Source organism: Paenibacillus sp. YSY-4.3, from assembly GCF_054767475.1.
Window position 1 is genome coordinate 378,452 of sequence record NZ_BAABMC010000004.1, and the last position, 16,383, is coordinate 394,834.

Genomic DNA, 16,383 nt, shown 5'->3' on the forward strand with positions numbered 1-16,383 from the left:
TGATCCAGGAGCACTATTGGGGTGTCAAAGCCTCAATAGTGCTCCTTCTTGTGCGGCGATTTGACTGTTGATCATCTTAGATTTATGATAAAAATATAATAGTTAAGACCTTTAAACTATTATGACCTATGAATTAAATTTTGAAAAGAAATAGAGGTGATGAGCGCTGAATAGGCAGGAACGCTTGTCAGCCATAATATCAGAGTATATGAACCGGTTTGTAGCCGGGTATGCCAAATTGCTTGAGCAAGATTTGACGGCGCCACAGTATTTGATTATTCAAATTCTGGCCGAAAACGGGCAGAAAAGCTGCTCTGAGCTGGGAGAGATGCTGGATGTCACGCTGCCGGCCATTACGAATCTGTCCAATAAGCTGGCAGCGAAAGGCTATATTGAACGCATAACGCCGGATAATGACCGTCGCAGCGTCTATCTGCGGCTTACGGAGCAAGGACATGAGGTGATGGCAGGCATGCTTGAAAGGTACCAAGAGCTGACTAAGCCGATGTGGGACAGCCTTACGGAGCAAGAGATCGATACATTGATAAGTGCTTTTGAAAAAATGGGAAGCTTGCTGCCAGTCGGCAAAATCCAGAAATGACAACGGGAGGATACAATCATGGGTAGATTAGACAACAAAGTTGCTATCATTACAGGTGCAGCCGGAGGGATGGGGATGGCGGATGCCCTCCTTTTCGCCAAAGAAGGGGCAAAGGTAGCCATTTCCGACATCCAAGGAGATAAGATTCAGGAGGTTGTACGGGAAATTGAGCAGAACGGCGGCGAGGCGATCGGCTTCGAGCATAATGTAGCTTCTGAAGAAGACTGGACTCGCGTAGTGGAAGGCACGATCGCGAAATTCGGCAAAATCGATATCCTGGTCAACAATGCCGGGGTTTCCAACGCGACGCCATTTCTGGAGCTAACGATCGAGCAGTGGGAGAAGACGATGTCTATTAACGTAACTAGCGTATTTCTTGGACAGAAGCATGTCATCCCGCACATGATCAATAATGGCGGCGGTTCGATCGTTAATATTTCTTCCATTGCCGGGCTTACGGGAGGAAGCGGCACAGGTCCTTACACGGCCAGCAAAGGGGCGGTTCGCATGCTCACCAAGGCGACAGCCGTAGATTATGCGCAGCATAATATTCGTGCCAATTCGGTGCATCCGGGCTTTATCGAAACGCCGATGACGGTCGATTTGATGGCCGATGAGAAAATGAGAAACTGGTTCCTCTCGATGACGCCACTGCCACGGCTGGGCAAAGCGGAGGATATCGCCGCAGGCGTGCTGTTCCTTGCATCCGACGAGTCCTCCTACATTACGGGTATCGAGCTGCCGATCGACGGCGGATATGCTGCGAAGTAAAAATTCCGATTTATTTGTGCAAATAAGATATGAAGTTGACAAGACAAGCTCATACTAACCCGGAAACAAACATCAAGGAGAGTGTCACTCATGTCAAAATTGGAGCAGGTAGCGGTTATTACCGGAGCCGGCAGCGGTATCGGCCGCGCCACTAGCTTGAAGCTGGCGGAAAACTACAAGGTGGTCCTCGTCGATTTCAACGCGCAGACAGGGGAAGAAACGCTGCAGGCCGTCAAGGCGCAGAGCGGGGAAGGGATGTTCGTCCAGGCCAATGTTGCCATAAGCGATGACGTGCAGAACTATGTGAATAAAGCGATCGAGGCTTACGGACGAATTGACTTCTTCTTCAACAATGCCGGGGTCGTACAGAAATTTGCGAAAACCGCGGACTCGGAAGAAGCGGAATTTGATCGTCTGGTGGCCATCAATTTCAAAGGCGTGTTTCTTGGCATGAAATATGTGCTGAAGGTAATGGAGCGGCAAGGAGGCGGCCATATTCTGAATACTGCATCAACGGCAGGCATCCGCAGCGAACATAGCGCCGGCATCTATTCGGCCACAAAGCATGCGGTTGTCGGACTAACGAAGGCGGCAGCTATGGAATATGTGAAGCAGGGCATTCGCGTCAACGCGATCTGTCCTGGAGGCGTTAGGACCCCACTGACCCAGGGCGTAGAGAAGTCTTTCCAGGAGGGAGGCTATGTGCCTGAGGAAATTTCGAATATGCGCATGGGCCGTCCAGCTGAACCTGAGGAAATCGCCGGTGTGGCCGCCTTCATGGCTTCTCCTGCATCGAGCTATATGACGGGATCACTGATCACGGTCGATGGCGGGTTAACGCTGTAAGCTTAAGTCTGCGGCTCCAATGGAGTGCAGCTTCGATGAAATGCACAAAGAGAAGAGACCCGTTCCTCGTATCGCCGGATACGATTAGGAGCGGGTCTCTTACGTTATTCAGGATAAGTATGAAGATAGCTTCTATAGCGGCAGCAAAGCTACCTCTGTTTGACCATCCAAACGCTCAATCATGTCATACCAGGACTGCGGCCGGTTAGGCAGCACAGCGTAATAACGCTTGAGGAAGCTGACGGTCAGCTCGGCCGACAGCTGGTCCTGCTCGTCGTTGGTAGGCAGGAAGCATAGGTCGAGCCCAGTCACGGCTTCACCATCATTGTTCCAGGACGGATGCACGTATTCGAAGTCGAGGCGCTTGTAGCCTAGATGCGAAAGTACCTCGCGGCGCACGAAGGGATCCATCGGCTTCACGCCGCCGAACTCATGCTCTCCTACCCGGTAAGGGTCGTAAATCTCCGCGAACATGCCATGTAGTTTGACGCCATTCTCGGCAGCCAGCTTCTCCAAATCTTTGCCCCGCTGCTTCGCCAGGAATGGTCCAATCCCTAGACCAGAGCGTCCGATAATCGTAAAATCCGTCATGGCAACGTTAAAATCCTCATAATAACGGTATTCCGTAGCGCCTACCACCTTGCCTTCATGCACGGCGACAAAGACGCGAATGCCCGGGTCTTCCAGCGGCTCCTTCCATAGGTCGAATTCCAGCACTTCCTCTGGCGGGAACACTTCCTGCATTAGCTCGTGCATGCTGCGGAATAGTGGATCTTCAATGTTCGTAATGCGATGATATTCCATGTGTGAACCTCCTAATCGGCTTCTATTATTCTAGGTTTTTTATCTTTTAAAAGGATTGCGCCATTCCATCAAAGCCCCGTAATGGCAGGATTCCTCGTCCTCCAAATAGTTCGGGACGACGCCAACCGGTGTGCGGCCGCAGCGAAGCATGAATGTGATGATCGGATCCTTCAGCTTGCCGCTGACTACGGCCTCGAGATATTCCTCTGCCGTCATATCCCCGGCATGCAAGTGATATCCGGGCATTCGCCCGCCGCCAAGCAGCCTGTCGAGCCCGAGCTGGACAACGACGTCGTACATGGACAGCATCAGCCACTTGCCCAGTCCCAGCTTCCGGTACGTGGGACGAACGCTAATATCCGCCACGTACAGTGTACCTCCATGAGGATCATGGTTACGGATATAACCGCCGTCCGTTACCTCTTCCCACGTATGGGCGTGACCCGGCTGGACGCTTTCGTTTGTTACAAGAAGTCCCGTCATCGACCCGGCGATTTCACCGTCGATTTCAATGCACAGCGCCCCTTCCGGGAACAGCTTGACGTGATTGCTGAGTTGCTCCGTATTCCACCAAAGTTCCGGCGGGAAGGGAGGCGGAAAGCTTTCCTGCTGCACCGCAATCAGGCCGGGAAAATCCTCCGGGCCATAATTCCGGATGACGGCCGGGACAGGGCGATTCCCGTCAAATACATACAGCTCCTTACGATACATATACAGCCCTCCTTAATACGCAAAGCAATCGGCTATGTCCAATCGGTGTACAAATCGGTGCGCCGATCCCGCCAGGTTGTGACCGATCCGCTTTCGCGCACTTGATAGAGCAGCTCCAGATCCAGGTCGGCGGTGACGATCATGTCATGGTTGATCTCGCCTTCGGCCAGCAGCCCCTGCGGCGGGAACGGAATATCGTTCGGCGTAATGACCGCGGCCTGTCCGAAGTTGGCACGCATGAAGTCGACCGTCGGCAGCGCACCGACCGTTCCGGTAAGGACAACATAGATTTGGTTCTCAATCGTTCGGGCATGGCTCGTATAGCGAACACGGTGGAAGCCGTGGCGATCGTCGGTGCACGACGGACAGAAAATGACGTCCGCACCCTTGGCTTTGGCCATCCGCACGATTTCCGGGAACTCGATGTCGTAGCAGGTGAGCATGGCGATCGTTCCTTTGTCCGTCTCGAACACCTGCAGCCCCTCGCCTGCGCTCATGTTCCATTCCTTCACTTCCGTAGGGGTGATATGCAGCTTAGGCTGCTCCCCGATTCTTCCGTCAGGATAGAACAAGTGCGCCGTATTGTACAGCTTGCCGCCTTTGCGTACGACATGGGTTCCTCCGATGATATGGGTGCCGCTCTCTTTGGCCAGTGCCGTGAAGAGCTCCAAATATTGCTCCGTAAAATCGGGAAGTTTGTCTATGGTCAACGCCTGGCCGTGCTCGTTCCCGATCGACATTAATTGAGTGGTGAAAAATTCGGGAAACAGAATGAACTCGGCGTCGTATTCTGCGGCCGTTCTTACGTAATGCCGGCATTGGTCGGCAAACTCCTCGAACGAGCGGATCGTATGAAGATGATATTGTACTGCGGATACCCTGATTTTCATTGAGTACCTCCCATATAAGTAATAAATGGCAGCCTAGGCTGTCGAACATTTAGAATAGCTCTTTTTGCACAAAATTTAAAGTATTATCGTACATTGTGCGTACAGCGATGTACAAACGGCAGGATAAATTCGCCGCGCGCAAAAGCGCAGCCCATTAAGACTGCGCTCTTTCCTCAAACCGCCGGATAATCCCGATGATGACCTCGGTGGCTTTAACCATGTTGTCGACGGAAACATATTCGAATCTGCCGTGATAATTCTCGCCCCCGGTAAACAAGTTAGGCGTCGGCAATCCCATGTAGGATAGCTGAGAGCCGTCGGTGCCGCCCCGGATCGGGGTCATAATCGGCTCAATCCCGAGGCCTTTCATTACATCAGCGGCGACATTTACGATGTCCATGTTCGGCTCGATCTTCTCGCGCATATTGTAGTATTGGTCACGGATATCGAGGACTAGCTTGTCATGCCCATACTTCGCCCTCAGTTCATCGGCGATGCTCTCCATTCTGGCCTTGCGGGCTTCGAATTTCTGGCGGTCAAAATCGCGAATGAGATACTGCATCCGTGTCTCCTCCACGTCTCCCTTGATCGAAGAGAGATGGTAGAAGCCTTCGTAGCCCTCGGTATGCTCGGGCGCTTCCCCGGCCGGAAGCTGAGCGTGAAATTCCATGGCGATTTTGGCCGAGTTGATCATTTTGTTCTTGGCTGTGCCTGGATGCACGTTGACTCCTTTGCACGAAATTTTGGCTGTGGCGGCATTGAAGCTCTCATATTCCAACTCGCCCAAAGGACCACCGTCCACCGTGTAGGCGAACTCAGCACCGAACGCTGCTACGTCGAAACGCTCCGGCCCTCGTCCGATTTCCTCATCGGGCGTAAAGGCCACTCGGATCGTGCCGTGCTTGATCTCAGGGTGAGCGATCAGATATGCCATCGCGGTCATGATTTCGGCAATCCCCGCTTTATCGTCCGCGCCAAGCAGGGTGGTGCCATCCGTCGTAATCAGCGTGTGGCCCTTGTATTTATGCAGCTCTGGAAACTCTCTGGGGGATAGCACGATATTTCCGGCGTCATTTAATGGAATGTCTCCACCGTCGTAATTCTCTACGATCTGTGGCTGCACGCCCTTCCCAGAGAAGTCGGTAGCCGTATCCAGATGAGCGAGGAAGCCGATGACTGGCACGTCCTTGACTGTGTTGCCCGGCAGGGTGGCCATAACATAGCCGTTGTCGTCCATGGTGACATCCTCCATGCCGATTTCTTGCAGCTCTTGAACCAGCTGTCTGGCCAAAGTAAGTTGACCTGGAGTAGACGGGCAAATCTCATTGTCTTCATTGGATTGCGTGTCGATTCGGACATAGGAAGTAAAGCGGTTGATGATTTCGTCTCTCACGGGAATCAGCCTCTCTTCATTGTGATGATCTTTCCTTGAATTGTATCAAACCGAATGCCTGCGTGAAAGCGGCCTAGTATGAGGATGAGAACTAACGAACTAACAAAAGAGCCATACGCTATAAAATATCTCAAAAATCCCGCCGATATACTGGCTAGGATCTTTTTTTCAAAACTTTATAGAGGTGAGGTTGAATATGCGTATCTCATTAGGGAGCAATTCTATCGCTGTTTCTCCACAGACGCAGAATACAAGCCGGAGCCAGTCCACCTTAGAATATAAATTCGCCTTAGAGGAGCCGGAAGCAATTGAAGAGCTGAAGAAGGAAGAGCATTCCGGAAAACTGGTAACTAGCCGGGAAGGCGGCTATATCAGGCAATATTTAGTGAAAGCGGACGGTACAGCAATATTAATTAGTGAGCTTCAGCAGGATGCTGCTCCTGCCGTTAACTATACGGAACGTCCTGCAAATGGCATGCAAAGTGATGGAGTTCATCAGAATGCGGAGGAGATGATCAGTCTGCTTAACTTCCAGGCGGGGATCATTAACGGCAGGAAGAGATAGACTGGAAGCAGGAAAAAAAGAGCGCCAGGCATGCGGATCAAAACCGCAGGCCCGGCGCTTTTTTATGAATGCTTAACCTTTCACCGCTCCAGCAACAACACCCTTAACAATGTGCTTCTGCAGGAACATGAACACGATAATGGATGGCAGTACGGCCATAACCATCGCCGTCATGGCATATTGCCAGTCCGAGGTGTACTGCCCTACGAAGGTATAGGCAGCCAGCGTCAATGTCTTCGTGCTTGGAGAGCCATTGACCATCAGGAGTGGAAGCAGGAAGTCGTTCCAGATCCACATGACGTCGATGATGATGATCGTGGTCGTTACCGACTTCAGCAGCGGGAAGATCACCCGGAAGAACAGGCGGAAACCAGAAGCGCCGTCGATCGTCGCACTCTCGTCAATCTCATTAGGAATCCCCTTCACAAAGCCGTGGTAAATGAACATGGCCAGCGGAGCGCCAAACCCCCAATACAGGATGCCGAGGCCCCAGGTGCTGTCCGAAAGATGGAAGTTCTTCGCCATTTGCAGCACGGAGAGCATGATCGATTGGAACGGAATCAGCATCGGCATGATCACGAGAAAATAAATCAGGTTGCTCATCTTGGATTTCGTTCTGGCCAGCTTATAGGCGGCGATGGAAGAGATCAGGACGATCCCGGCCAGACCAAGCACCGTGATGACGGTATTGTTCAGGAACAATCTTGGATAGTTAATGTATTTCCACACATAGCTGTAGTTCTCGAAGGCCAAACTTTTTGGAAGAGCGATCACGTCTGTCATGACTTCGGAGAAGCTCTTCAAAGAGTTGATGATGGTCAAGAACAACGGATACAAGAACAGCAGCGAGAAAATGACCATGAATATTTCAAAAATGATGCGGCCTGCCTTCTTGCTCTTCATTATGCCTCAACCTCCCTGCGTTTGAAGATCGTCAATTGAATCACGGTGATAACCAGTACGGCAACGAACAGAATAAGCGCTTTGGCCGTACCATATCCATACAGGTTATTTTGGAACGTATCCCGGTAAATATCGTAAGCAACACTGTAGGTCGTACCGCCAGGGCCGCCGCCCGTGAGGGACAGGATGACGTCGAATACTTTAATGGAGTTCGTCAGCGCCATAAACACGGAGATCGTGATGGAAGGCGCGAGCAAAGGCAGCGTAATACTGAAGAATCGGCGAACGGGACCAGCGCCATCTACTGTAGCTGCTTCTTTCATATCGTCCGGCACCGATTGCAGACCGGCGATGTAAATGACGAGATAGAAACCGACCGATTGCCAGATCGAGACGAGCAGGACGGATATGAAGGCCAGATTCGGCTCCCCGAGCCAGCTAAGTTTGAATATGCCCCAGCCCGTGCTTGCCCCGAGCGATTCGAAGCCTTGCATGAAGATAAACTTCCAAATGAAACCAACGATAACCAAGCTGAGAATGTAAGGAATGAAGAAAGCGGCTCTGAGCCAGGTTGTTGATTTCATCTTCATATCCAGAACAAGTGCCAGCAGAATGGCCAGCACGTTTACGAGCACGATGTACAATATCGCATATTTAATCGTGAACCAGCTTGCATTCATGAAATTGGCATCGCCGCTGAAGATTTGCTTGAAATTGTCCAGACCTATGAATTTAGGGTTTTTGGATATCCCATTCCACTTGGTTAAGGAATAGCGAATCGTCATCATAAACGGATAATAGAACACGGCTATTACACTGATTAGAACAGGCAGCGTGAAAACGCCAAATTCCAATCGTTCAGCCCATTTTCTCCCCAATTTGAACATAGTCGCACCTCTTTTTCGTAACGTATTTTATACAGACAAGAGAGCAGCCATTTCTATACACTCTGTCGTTTTCGGCTATAATAATTATAATTCAGGGGCGGATGCGTCTAAATGGACATAAGAAAACAGTTAAGGGTAAAAAGGTAAACTGTAGCACTCTGTAGGGGGACGGGACAGCGATGATCAAAAGTTTAACCGCTGCTATGAAATCGCTTATTGAGCGGATGTCTGGCAGACTGGTCAACAAGCTTAATTTGCTTTTTACATCGATTATTATACTTATCGTAGGATCACTTACGGTTATTTCTTATCAAATGCTCCAGAAGGAATCGATCAGCAACAGTATTGCCAGCACGACGAATAACTTAATGCTCGTGAACCAGAAGCTGGAGGACTATTTGGACGGGATCGAGCAATTTTCGCTGCCGCATAACAAATACGACGATATTATTCGGGCTGTCATGCAAGAGGGCAATGATTATGCGGCCAGAATGTATCTTGAAGATTATTTAAGGGATATGTTCTACAGCCGTAAGGATCTGGAGAGCATTTATTTGTATTTGATCGATCAGCAAAAATATTATTCGATTAGTCGAGAGGCCTACAATATAACGGTCAGAGTCGGCTATCAGGGCGGCATCGACGAGCAGTTATGGTATAAAGAGGCGATGAACAGCCCGCAGAACCGTTCATTTCAATCTTTCGTCCTGCCGGATGCGGCAAGCGGATACACGATGATCACCGAGCCGGAGTTCATGGGTTACCACCGCGTGCTGCGTTCGATTGCTTCGCGGGAGCCAAAGGCCGTCTTATCGTTTTACCTCAAGCCGACGGTGAAGGACAGCATTATGAGTGACATTCCGTTCGAAGAGGGGGAGCATCTCATGTACCTCGATCCGGATAATGTTCCTTTTCATATGGATGATCTGGAGGTCTATGAGGCGATCAGCTCGGCGGACTGGTTCCAAAACATCGGCGATGATTCGGACAGCCCTATCACTTGGTCGGATGAGGACAAGCGGTACCTTGTCGTTTACGACGTGGGGCAGCAGGAAGGCTGGAAGCTGATCAAACCGATTCCATACAGCAGCATATATGAAGCGGCGACGAAAGCGCGGAACTTGAGCTATTTGATCGGCCTTATTTTCCTGGTCATATCGGTCATTCTCGTCACCTTGACTTCAAATGCCATCACGAAACCGCTGAATCGGCTCTCGCGTCATATGCGGCGGTTCAGCGAAGGAACGTTCGATGCGGAAGCCCCGGTGCAGGGCAGCGATGAGATAGCTTATCTGACGATGCATTTCAACCAGATGGTGCGGCGGACGAATGATCTGATCAATGAACGCTATCGTATGAAGCTGGTGGAGAAGAATGCGATCCTCAAGGCGCTTGAGGCGGAAATTAATCCCCACTTTCTCTATAACGCGCTGCAGGCGATATCTACGAAAGCTCTGAAGAACGGAAATGACGACGTGGCCGACATGGTTGACGCCTTGGCGCTTACGCTGCGGTATTGCATAAGCGGCAAAGATATCGTCTACGCTAGGGAGGAACTGAAGCATATCGAGAGATATCTGGCGCTGCAAAGCGCTAGATTCGGCAGCCGTCTTCGGGTAGATATCGAGTGGGACGAGTCGCTGATGGAACTGCAAATTCCCAAGCTGTCCATCCAGTCCCTGGTGGAGAACTCGATCAAGCATGCTGTGGAGAAGGTGTCGACACCGGTTACGATCGTCGTCCGGGCTACGGTAAGCGAGAGCCATGCCATCATATCGGTTTATGATAATGGGCCAGGCATATCTCCGGCCAGGCTGGAGCAAATATTGCATACGTTTGAGGTAGATTGGGAAGAGCAAGAAGGGGAGAATATCGGGTTGAAGAATTTGAATACCCGCCTGAAGCTGCTTTACGGCGATCAGTCGGGACTGGCGATTCACAGCGATGGGACGGGAACGGAAATGACGATGAGGATACCGCGGGGAGGCGTAGGACATGTATAAAGTACTCATCATTGACGACGAAGAGCCGCTGCGCGAGGCCATTAAAATATTGGGCGATTGGGAAGGCCTGCAGGTCGATGAAATATGGGAGGCGACGGACGGCGTCAGCGGGCTGGACATGCTGCAGAAACATAGGCCCGATCTCGTTATGGTGGACATGAAAATGCCCGAAATGAACGGGGTAGAGTTCTTGCGCATCGTGGAGCAGGACTATCCCGAGCTGCTGACAATCGTGATCAGTGGATATAACGATTTCGAGTTTACAAGGCAGGCAATCCACTCCAAGGTTGTTGATTATTTGCTGAAGCCGGTCAACCGCCATGATCTGAATCAGGCGCTGCGCAAAGCGATCGATGTGCTGCGGGCGAAGCGGCAGACGCATAGCGAGCTGATTACCCGGAATATCGCCTTCAACATGTCCCTGCCTAAATTAAAGGAAAAAATTTACTTATCGATCATCGAGCGGGGCTTTAAGAAGCAGAGCAATGAGGCGTTTCTTCCGCTCATCGGCGCAGATAAAGAGGATAACCGCTTCGGCGCGCTCGTATTGCAGCTATTGAATATGCAGCAAGTCCGAGACAAGCGCTTTAACCGGGATACGGAACTGCTCTATTTTGCTGTGGCGAACGTGATCAATGAGGTAGCGATGGAAGGCATCGTGTGCTTCAGCTTCCCTAATCCGAAGCAGGATAGGGAAATCATCGCGATCTTCACGATGCAGGGGGGATACCCGGAGGATCTTGCTTTCCGGGCCGACTATTTGATGAAGAAGGTTGGGCATACGCTAAGCGATTTATTCGGCATCGTGTCGGCGGTAGGGAACGGGCGTGTGTATGAAGAGGTTACACAGTTAGCCCATTCCTATGAAGAAGCGCGTTCCTCGATTCTAGCCATTGATTTGCATAAACTCAAAGGGGCAACCGTGTTTGGTGCCAAGGAGAAAGCAGGCGCGCCCGAGTCATTGTCCCTCACAAGCCGGATGCCTATTCTGAGGACTACTCTGGAATCCGGGAATACGAATCATGCCAGAATCGTCTTTGCAGAATTTACGAAGAAAATCAAAGAGGCCGATAGCTTCACGCTGGGAGAAGCCGAAAGGATGATTCGCGATATTATCGTCCTGTTCAACGATATGGCGCTGGATTTGGGCGTTCCCTCCGATAAGCTACCTGTGACCGGTTCCCGCAGCTCGCTTGATGCGGCGGGATTATCTGGGGATTTCAGCACAACGGACGAATACGAGCAATTGCTCCACCGCATTATGGACTATTACAGTGAACAGATCCGGCAGTCCATGGCCGTTAACCGGCCCTTCAATATCGAAGATATCAAGGAATACATCGACCAGCATTACTTCGAGGATATTAAAATTTCTATGTTCACCGAAAAATATTTCCTAAGCCGGGAATACTTAATGAAGCTGTTCAAGCAGCAATTCGGGTTCGGGATTCATGAGTACATGCAGAAGGTAAGGATGGATAAAGCTTGCGTGCTTCTGGACGATCCTTCTTTGAAAATCCAGGAGGTTTCGGAAATGCTGGGATATAAGGACAAGAATTATTTCAGCAAGGCATTCCGCAACTACTTTGGAGTGTCGCCTTCCGAATACCGGACCAAGCAGGAAGAGGAGAAAAAGTGAACAAAGGGAGGACTACACTTTTTTACCCTCAAGTTGCCACTTATCTACATTTTTATCAAGAGCCCATTTCTTTAGAATAGTCTCATAGACATACTAACCAATGAAAGTGGGGGCAAAAAAATATGAAGAAGAAATTTTTGGCCATGTCATTCAGTTTGGTGCTGTTGATGGGACTTCTGTCAGCATGCGGCGGCAACAAGGCAGCCAACAATGGGACAAACGGCGCAGCAGGAGAAGGCGGAAATGCCGATTCTTCCAAACCCGTAACGATTAACATGTTTACGGCTTCTCCAGAATATACAGATGCATTTAATGCTTATATCGAAGAGTACAAAAAAGTTAAGCCTAACGTAACGATTAACCTGGAAATCATGCAGGCCGACTACAATACGGTTCTGAAATCCAGAATCGCGGCAGGCAGCACGCCGGACGTATTCCAAACGACAGCCGGCGGTGACATCGACACTTTTGCGGATTACAGCGCGGATTTGACGGGTGAGCCGCTAGCTGCCGCAATGACGGATGCTGTTCGTTCGAACATGTCTTCCTCCGACGGTAAAGTGTTGGGTCTGCCAGTCAAAGGCAATCTGTTCACGCTGATCTACAACAAAGATCTGCTTGAGAAAGCCGGCATTACGCAAGTTCCTGCGACTACGGCGGAATTGCAAGATGCAATCACCAAGCTGGAAGCGCAAGGCATCACTCCTTTTGCCAACGCTTATAAAGAGTGGTGGGTATGGAAGCATATTTTCCAACACTTCGTAGATGCAGCAGCTCAGGATGCCAATATGAGCGCGAAGGATTTGGTCGACAGCTTCATCGCTGGTAACACGACATTTGCTGAACATCCGGTACTGGCCAACAACTTCTTTGAGTTCATCGATACGACGATCAAACATGGAACGGACAAGCCGCTTGAGCGCGACAGCAACGCCCAAGTCAGCGACTTTGCTTCCGGCAAAGCAGCGTTCATGACAGGTAAAGGCGCATGGGACGAAGAAGCTATCAAGAAAATCAACCCGGATTTCAATCTTGGAATCGCAGGTTATCCTGTAAGCGATAAAGCAGAGCAAGCTACCATTATTACCGGTGCCGACCAAGCTCTGCGCATTAACAAAGACTCTAAAGTCGTTAAAGAAACAATCGAATTCTTCAACTGGCTGTATACTTCCGATTACGGCAAGAACTGGTTCTCCGGTGTAGCGAAGGTTATCCCTCCAATCAAGGATGCTCCGCTGCCAGACCTGGATATGCCTAAACAAATGGATGAAATTTTGCAAGTACAACCGTCTGGAGATTTGGCGATCAACTACTCGCTGGATACGTTCCACCAAAAGTTCGGTGAATTGATGCAAGCGTACATTGGCGGAAGTCAGTCCAAAGAGAAAATCATCGACGAAATTCAAAAAGCTTGGATACAACTTGGATCTGCAGAATAACTTTGCGTACCCTAATATTCCCTTTCTTAACTCAGCACTCCCCGGTGCTGAGTTAAGTTTTATCTAGGAGATTAACGGCGAACAAACGAAAGGAAGTGTATCTACGGTGAGTCAGATCATTGCGATTGAAGAAAACGGGCTGCAGCTGGTATTCGAGGTAACGGACGAGCGGGATGTTTTATTGCTTCATTTCGCCACTACGCCTTGGCAGGCAGCAGAGAGCATTATTAACGGATTAACCGATGCGCATAAAAAAGGTTTTCGTTTGCTTGAGCTGCAGTTGACGGGCGAAGACCGGGATGAATATCACGGGAGAACGCATCGGGCCAGTTATCCTGGCCTGCGCCTCCAATACGAGACGCATCGGGACGAGCGGACCATTCATGGACGCAAGCTGGAAGTCGTCTTGAACGACCCGGTAACCTCGCTGCAGGCTGTTCAGCATTTTCAGTTCTATGACGGGACAGCCGTTGTCCGCTGCTGGGTCGAGCTGATCAATAAGGGATCGCAGCCTGTAGGCGTGGAATATGTCTCCAGCTTTGCGCTAACTGGCATTGATAAGGAAGGCGACGGGGCCCGGGATGGAAAAATGAAACTGTCGATTCCCCATCATGGTTGGCAGAGCGAACTGCAGTGGCGGACGTACAGCCTGCCTGAGCTTGGCATGTCGCATTTGATCGATAGGGGCTCCAAGCGGGTGTCTTGCAGCAATACCGGTTCCTGGTCCGCAGCGGAACATGTCCCGATGGCGATCCTGGAAAACGGCGAGGCGGGAACGGCCTTGTTCTGGCAAATCGAGCATAACGGCTCATGGCATTGGGAAATTATTGAGCAGTCCGATTTGTTGACCCTGCTGATCAGCGGGCCGACCGAGCACGATAATCAATGGTGGATCTCGCTGAAACCAGGTGAAGCGTTCGTTTCTGTCCCAGCGGCAGTCGGCGCTGTTCAAGGCTCGATCGACGAGGCGGTTGGGCAGTTGACGCAATACCGCCGCCTAATTCGGCGGCCAAATGAGGACAATCGCAAGCTGCAGGTTATTTTCAATGATTACATGAATTGCCTTTGGGGCGATCCGACAACGGAGAAGCTGCTGCCATTGATCGATGCGGCAGCGGATGTGGGCTGCGAATATTTCTGTATCGATGCTGGCTGGTATGCTTCCGGCGAATGGTGGGACGGCGTAGGCGAGTGGCTGCCATCCGAGGAACGGTTCCCGGAAGGGATTAAATACGTACTAGATTATATTCGCGGCAAGGGAATGGTTCCTGGCTTATGGCTCGAGCTTGAAGTTATGGGAATCAACAGTCCGAAGCTCAAGGATACGAATGACGGCTGGTTCTTCCAGCGTCATGGGAAGCGGGTGAAGGACCGGAGCCGCTATCAGCTGGATTACCGGAATCCCGAAGTCATCGCCCATGCGGACGAGGTTATCCGCCGGCTCGTGGAGGATTATGGCGTAGGGTATATCAAGATGGACTACAACATCAACGCGGGCATCGGTACCGAGAAGGATGCCGACAGCTACGGCGACGGACTGCTTCAGCACAATCGTGCTTACTTGGCTTGGCTGGACCGCATCTTTGCACGGTATCCCGATCTGGTCATCGAGAATTGCTCCAGCGGCGGCATGCGGATGGATTATGCCATGCTGAGCCGCCACAGCATACAGTCAACGAGCGACCAGGAGAATTACGTAAATTATGCGGCTATTGCAGCAGCATCGCCTTCGGCGCTTACGCCGGAGCAATCGGCGATTTGGTCGTATCCGCTGCGCGAAGGAGACGATGAAGAGGTCGTATTCAATATGGTGAATGCTCTGCTGCTGCGGGTACACCAAAGCGGCCATCTCGCTGAGCTAAGCCCGCGTCGCCGCGAGCTGGTCAAAGAGGCGCTTGATTACTATAAATCGATCCGCCATCATATCCCGCAGGCGCTGCCTTTCTGGCCGCTAGGGCTGCCTAAGCAGCAGGACGAGTGGATCTGTCTAGGACTGCGCCATGAGGACAGCGTCTATCTGGCCGTCTGGCGCGTTCGCGGCGAGTCCGCAGAAATCAGCCTGCCCCTGCCGCAGTTGCAGGGCAAGACGCTTGATATTCGCTGCGCCTATCCGCAGGGATTTGATTGCAGCTGGCAGTGGAACGAATTGGAGGGTAGCCTTCAGGTCGCTCTGCCGGAGGAGGAGACAGCAAGGTTGCTGGAAATCAAGGTGAAGTAGCTCTTATATTCCACTATTGCCCAAGTGCCGCATCTGCTTTTCATAGTGGATGCGGCACTTGCTGTATTTTGCATCACCTTCCCATTCCGCCCCCCGGTACAGATATATCAAGAAATGCTACAAGCAGGGGTGACTCTCCGTTGGACGGGCATGATAAGGTGTAAAATCTGGCGCTTGACATGAAACCTTTAGGTGTCATATTATAAGATTCGAAACCAAAAGGTTTCATATTCTGCGCAGAGATAAATTCAACGATCGATAAGGAGTAATGACGAAATGAACAAGGATAATCAAACTAATGGCGGATCGCTTCCGGATATTCGGCGCACGATTGTAATGAACGCACCCATCGGAAAAGTGTGGGAGGCTGTTGCCACATCGGAGGGGATCGCTGCCTGGTTCATGCCGAACAATTTTGAACCGAAGGAAGGGTTCGAATTCGTGCTGAATGCAGGGCCATTTGGAAATTCGCCTTGCAAGGTGACGGAAATTAATCCGCCGCATCGGCTTTCTTTTACATGGGGGAAAGATTGGACGTTGTCCTTTGAGTTGGTGGATGTAAGCGGGCAAACGGAGTTCACGCTGATTCATAGCGGCTGGAGCGCGGATCAGGTCACCGAGTTCGGAGAGGCTCATTCCATTGTGCGTCCTCGCATGGATCAAGGTTGGGGCGGACTGGTGCAGAAGCTGGCCTCTTACGTGGAAGGCTGAGA

At 50.9% G+C, this 16,383-nt stretch carries 15 protein-coding genes; 9 read left to right on the plus strand and 6 right to left on the minus strand.

Annotated features, from left to right (window positions below):
- The first annotated feature begins 208 nt into the window (after positions 1-208).
- The 3 genes from ACYUJT_RS16090 (at position 209) to ACYUJT_RS16100 (ending at position 2,218) form a co-directional block, all read left to right on the plus strand.
- Complete coding sequence (locus tag ACYUJT_RS16090) at positions 209-601, plus strand: MarR family transcriptional regulator (protein ID WP_460323969.1); 393 nt, start codon at positions 209-211, stop codon at positions 599-601.
- Positions 602-619: 18 nt separating this feature from the next.
- Positions 620-1,372 carry an SDR family NAD(P)-dependent oxidoreductase gene (locus tag ACYUJT_RS16095; protein ID WP_460323971.1) on the plus strand — a complete coding sequence of 251 codons (753 nt, stop codon included), beginning with the start codon at positions 620-622 and terminating at the stop codon, positions 1,370-1,372.
- A 90-nt stretch (positions 1,373-1,462) separates the two neighbouring features.
- Positions 1,463-2,218 (plus strand): SDR family NAD(P)-dependent oxidoreductase, encoded by a 756-nt coding sequence (locus ACYUJT_RS16100; RefSeq protein WP_460323973.1) that lies wholly within the window; start codon positions 1,463-1,465, stop codon positions 2,216-2,218.
- Positions 2,219-2,350: 132 nt separating this feature from the next.
- Here the strand turns inward: ACYUJT_RS16100 and ACYUJT_RS16105 are convergent, their stop codons facing one another.
- From ACYUJT_RS16105 to pepT, 4 genes are all read right to left on the minus strand, one after another.
- On the minus strand, positions 2,351-3,022 hold the full coding sequence (locus tag ACYUJT_RS16105; protein WP_460323975.1) for a GNAT family N-acetyltransferase: 672 nt from the start codon (positions 3,020-3,022) through the stop codon (positions 2,351-2,353).
- A 39-nt stretch (positions 3,023-3,061) separates the two neighbouring features.
- The gene (locus tag ACYUJT_RS16110) at positions 3,062-3,733 is read right to left on the minus strand and encodes a GNAT family N-acetyltransferase (RefSeq protein WP_460323977.1); all 672 of its coding nucleotides are present in this window, start codon (positions 3,731-3,733) and stop codon (positions 3,062-3,064) included.
- 32 nt (positions 3,734-3,765) lie between these two features.
- Positions 3,766-4,623, minus strand: coding sequence for a carbon-nitrogen hydrolase family protein (locus ACYUJT_RS16115; RefSeq protein WP_283926195.1), 858 nt, complete (start codon positions 4,621-4,623; stop codon positions 3,766-3,768).
- Positions 4,624-4,777: 154 nt separating this feature from the next.
- On the minus strand, positions 4,778-6,016 hold the full coding sequence (gene pepT, locus ACYUJT_RS16120; protein WP_460323980.1) for a peptidase T: 1,239 nt from the start codon (positions 6,014-6,016) through the stop codon (positions 4,778-4,780).
- Between the two features lie 196 nt (positions 6,017-6,212).
- Here pepT and ACYUJT_RS16125 point away from each other — a divergent pair, with 196 nt between their 5' ends.
- Entirely contained in the window at positions 6,213-6,581 is a 369-nt protein-coding gene (locus ACYUJT_RS16125) for a hypothetical protein (RefSeq protein ID WP_460323982.1), read from the plus strand.
- 72 nt (positions 6,582-6,653) lie between these two features.
- Here ACYUJT_RS16125 and ACYUJT_RS16130 read toward each other — a convergent pair whose 3' ends face one another.
- Positions 6,654-7,484 carry a carbohydrate ABC transporter permease gene (locus ACYUJT_RS16130; protein WP_460323984.1) on the minus strand — a complete coding sequence of 277 codons (831 nt, stop codon included), beginning with the start codon at positions 7,482-7,484 and terminating at the stop codon, positions 6,654-6,656.
- Positions 7,484-8,371: a carbohydrate ABC transporter permease gene (locus ACYUJT_RS16135; RefSeq protein ID WP_460323986.1), complete on the minus strand. Its 888-nt coding sequence runs from the start codon at positions 8,369-8,371 to the stop codon at positions 7,484-7,486. The genes ACYUJT_RS16130 and ACYUJT_RS16135 overlap by 1 nt, the downstream gene beginning before the upstream one ends.
- A 179-nt stretch (positions 8,372-8,550) precedes the next feature.
- Between ACYUJT_RS16135 and ACYUJT_RS16140 the strand changes: the two genes are divergently transcribed.
- From ACYUJT_RS16140 to ACYUJT_RS16160, 5 genes are all read left to right on the plus strand, one after another.
- On the plus strand, positions 8,551-10,374 hold the full coding sequence (locus ACYUJT_RS16140; RefSeq protein WP_460323988.1) for a cache domain-containing sensor histidine kinase: 1,824 nt from the start codon (positions 8,551-8,553) through the stop codon (positions 10,372-10,374).
- Positions 10,367-12,013: a response regulator transcription factor gene (locus ACYUJT_RS16145; RefSeq protein ID WP_460323990.1), complete on the plus strand. Its 1,647-nt coding sequence runs from the start codon at positions 10,367-10,369 to the stop codon at positions 12,011-12,013. The genes ACYUJT_RS16140 and ACYUJT_RS16145 overlap by 8 nt, the downstream gene beginning before the upstream one ends.
- Positions 12,014-12,135: 122 nt before the next feature.
- Complete coding sequence (locus tag ACYUJT_RS16150) at positions 12,136-13,452, plus strand: ABC transporter substrate-binding protein (RefSeq protein ID WP_460323992.1); 1,317 nt, start codon at positions 12,136-12,138, stop codon at positions 13,450-13,452.
- A gap of 106 nt (positions 13,453-13,558) precedes the next feature.
- Positions 13,559-15,670: a glycoside hydrolase family 36 protein gene (locus ACYUJT_RS16155; RefSeq protein ID WP_460323993.1), complete on the plus strand. Its 2,112-nt coding sequence runs from the start codon at positions 13,559-13,561 to the stop codon at positions 15,668-15,670.
- 276 nt (positions 15,671-15,946) lie between these two features.
- On the plus strand, positions 15,947-16,381 hold the full coding sequence (locus ACYUJT_RS16160; protein ID WP_460323995.1) for an SRPBCC family protein: 435 nt from the start codon (positions 15,947-15,949) through the stop codon (positions 16,379-16,381).
- The last annotated feature ends 2 nt before the right edge of the window (positions 16,382-16,383 follow it).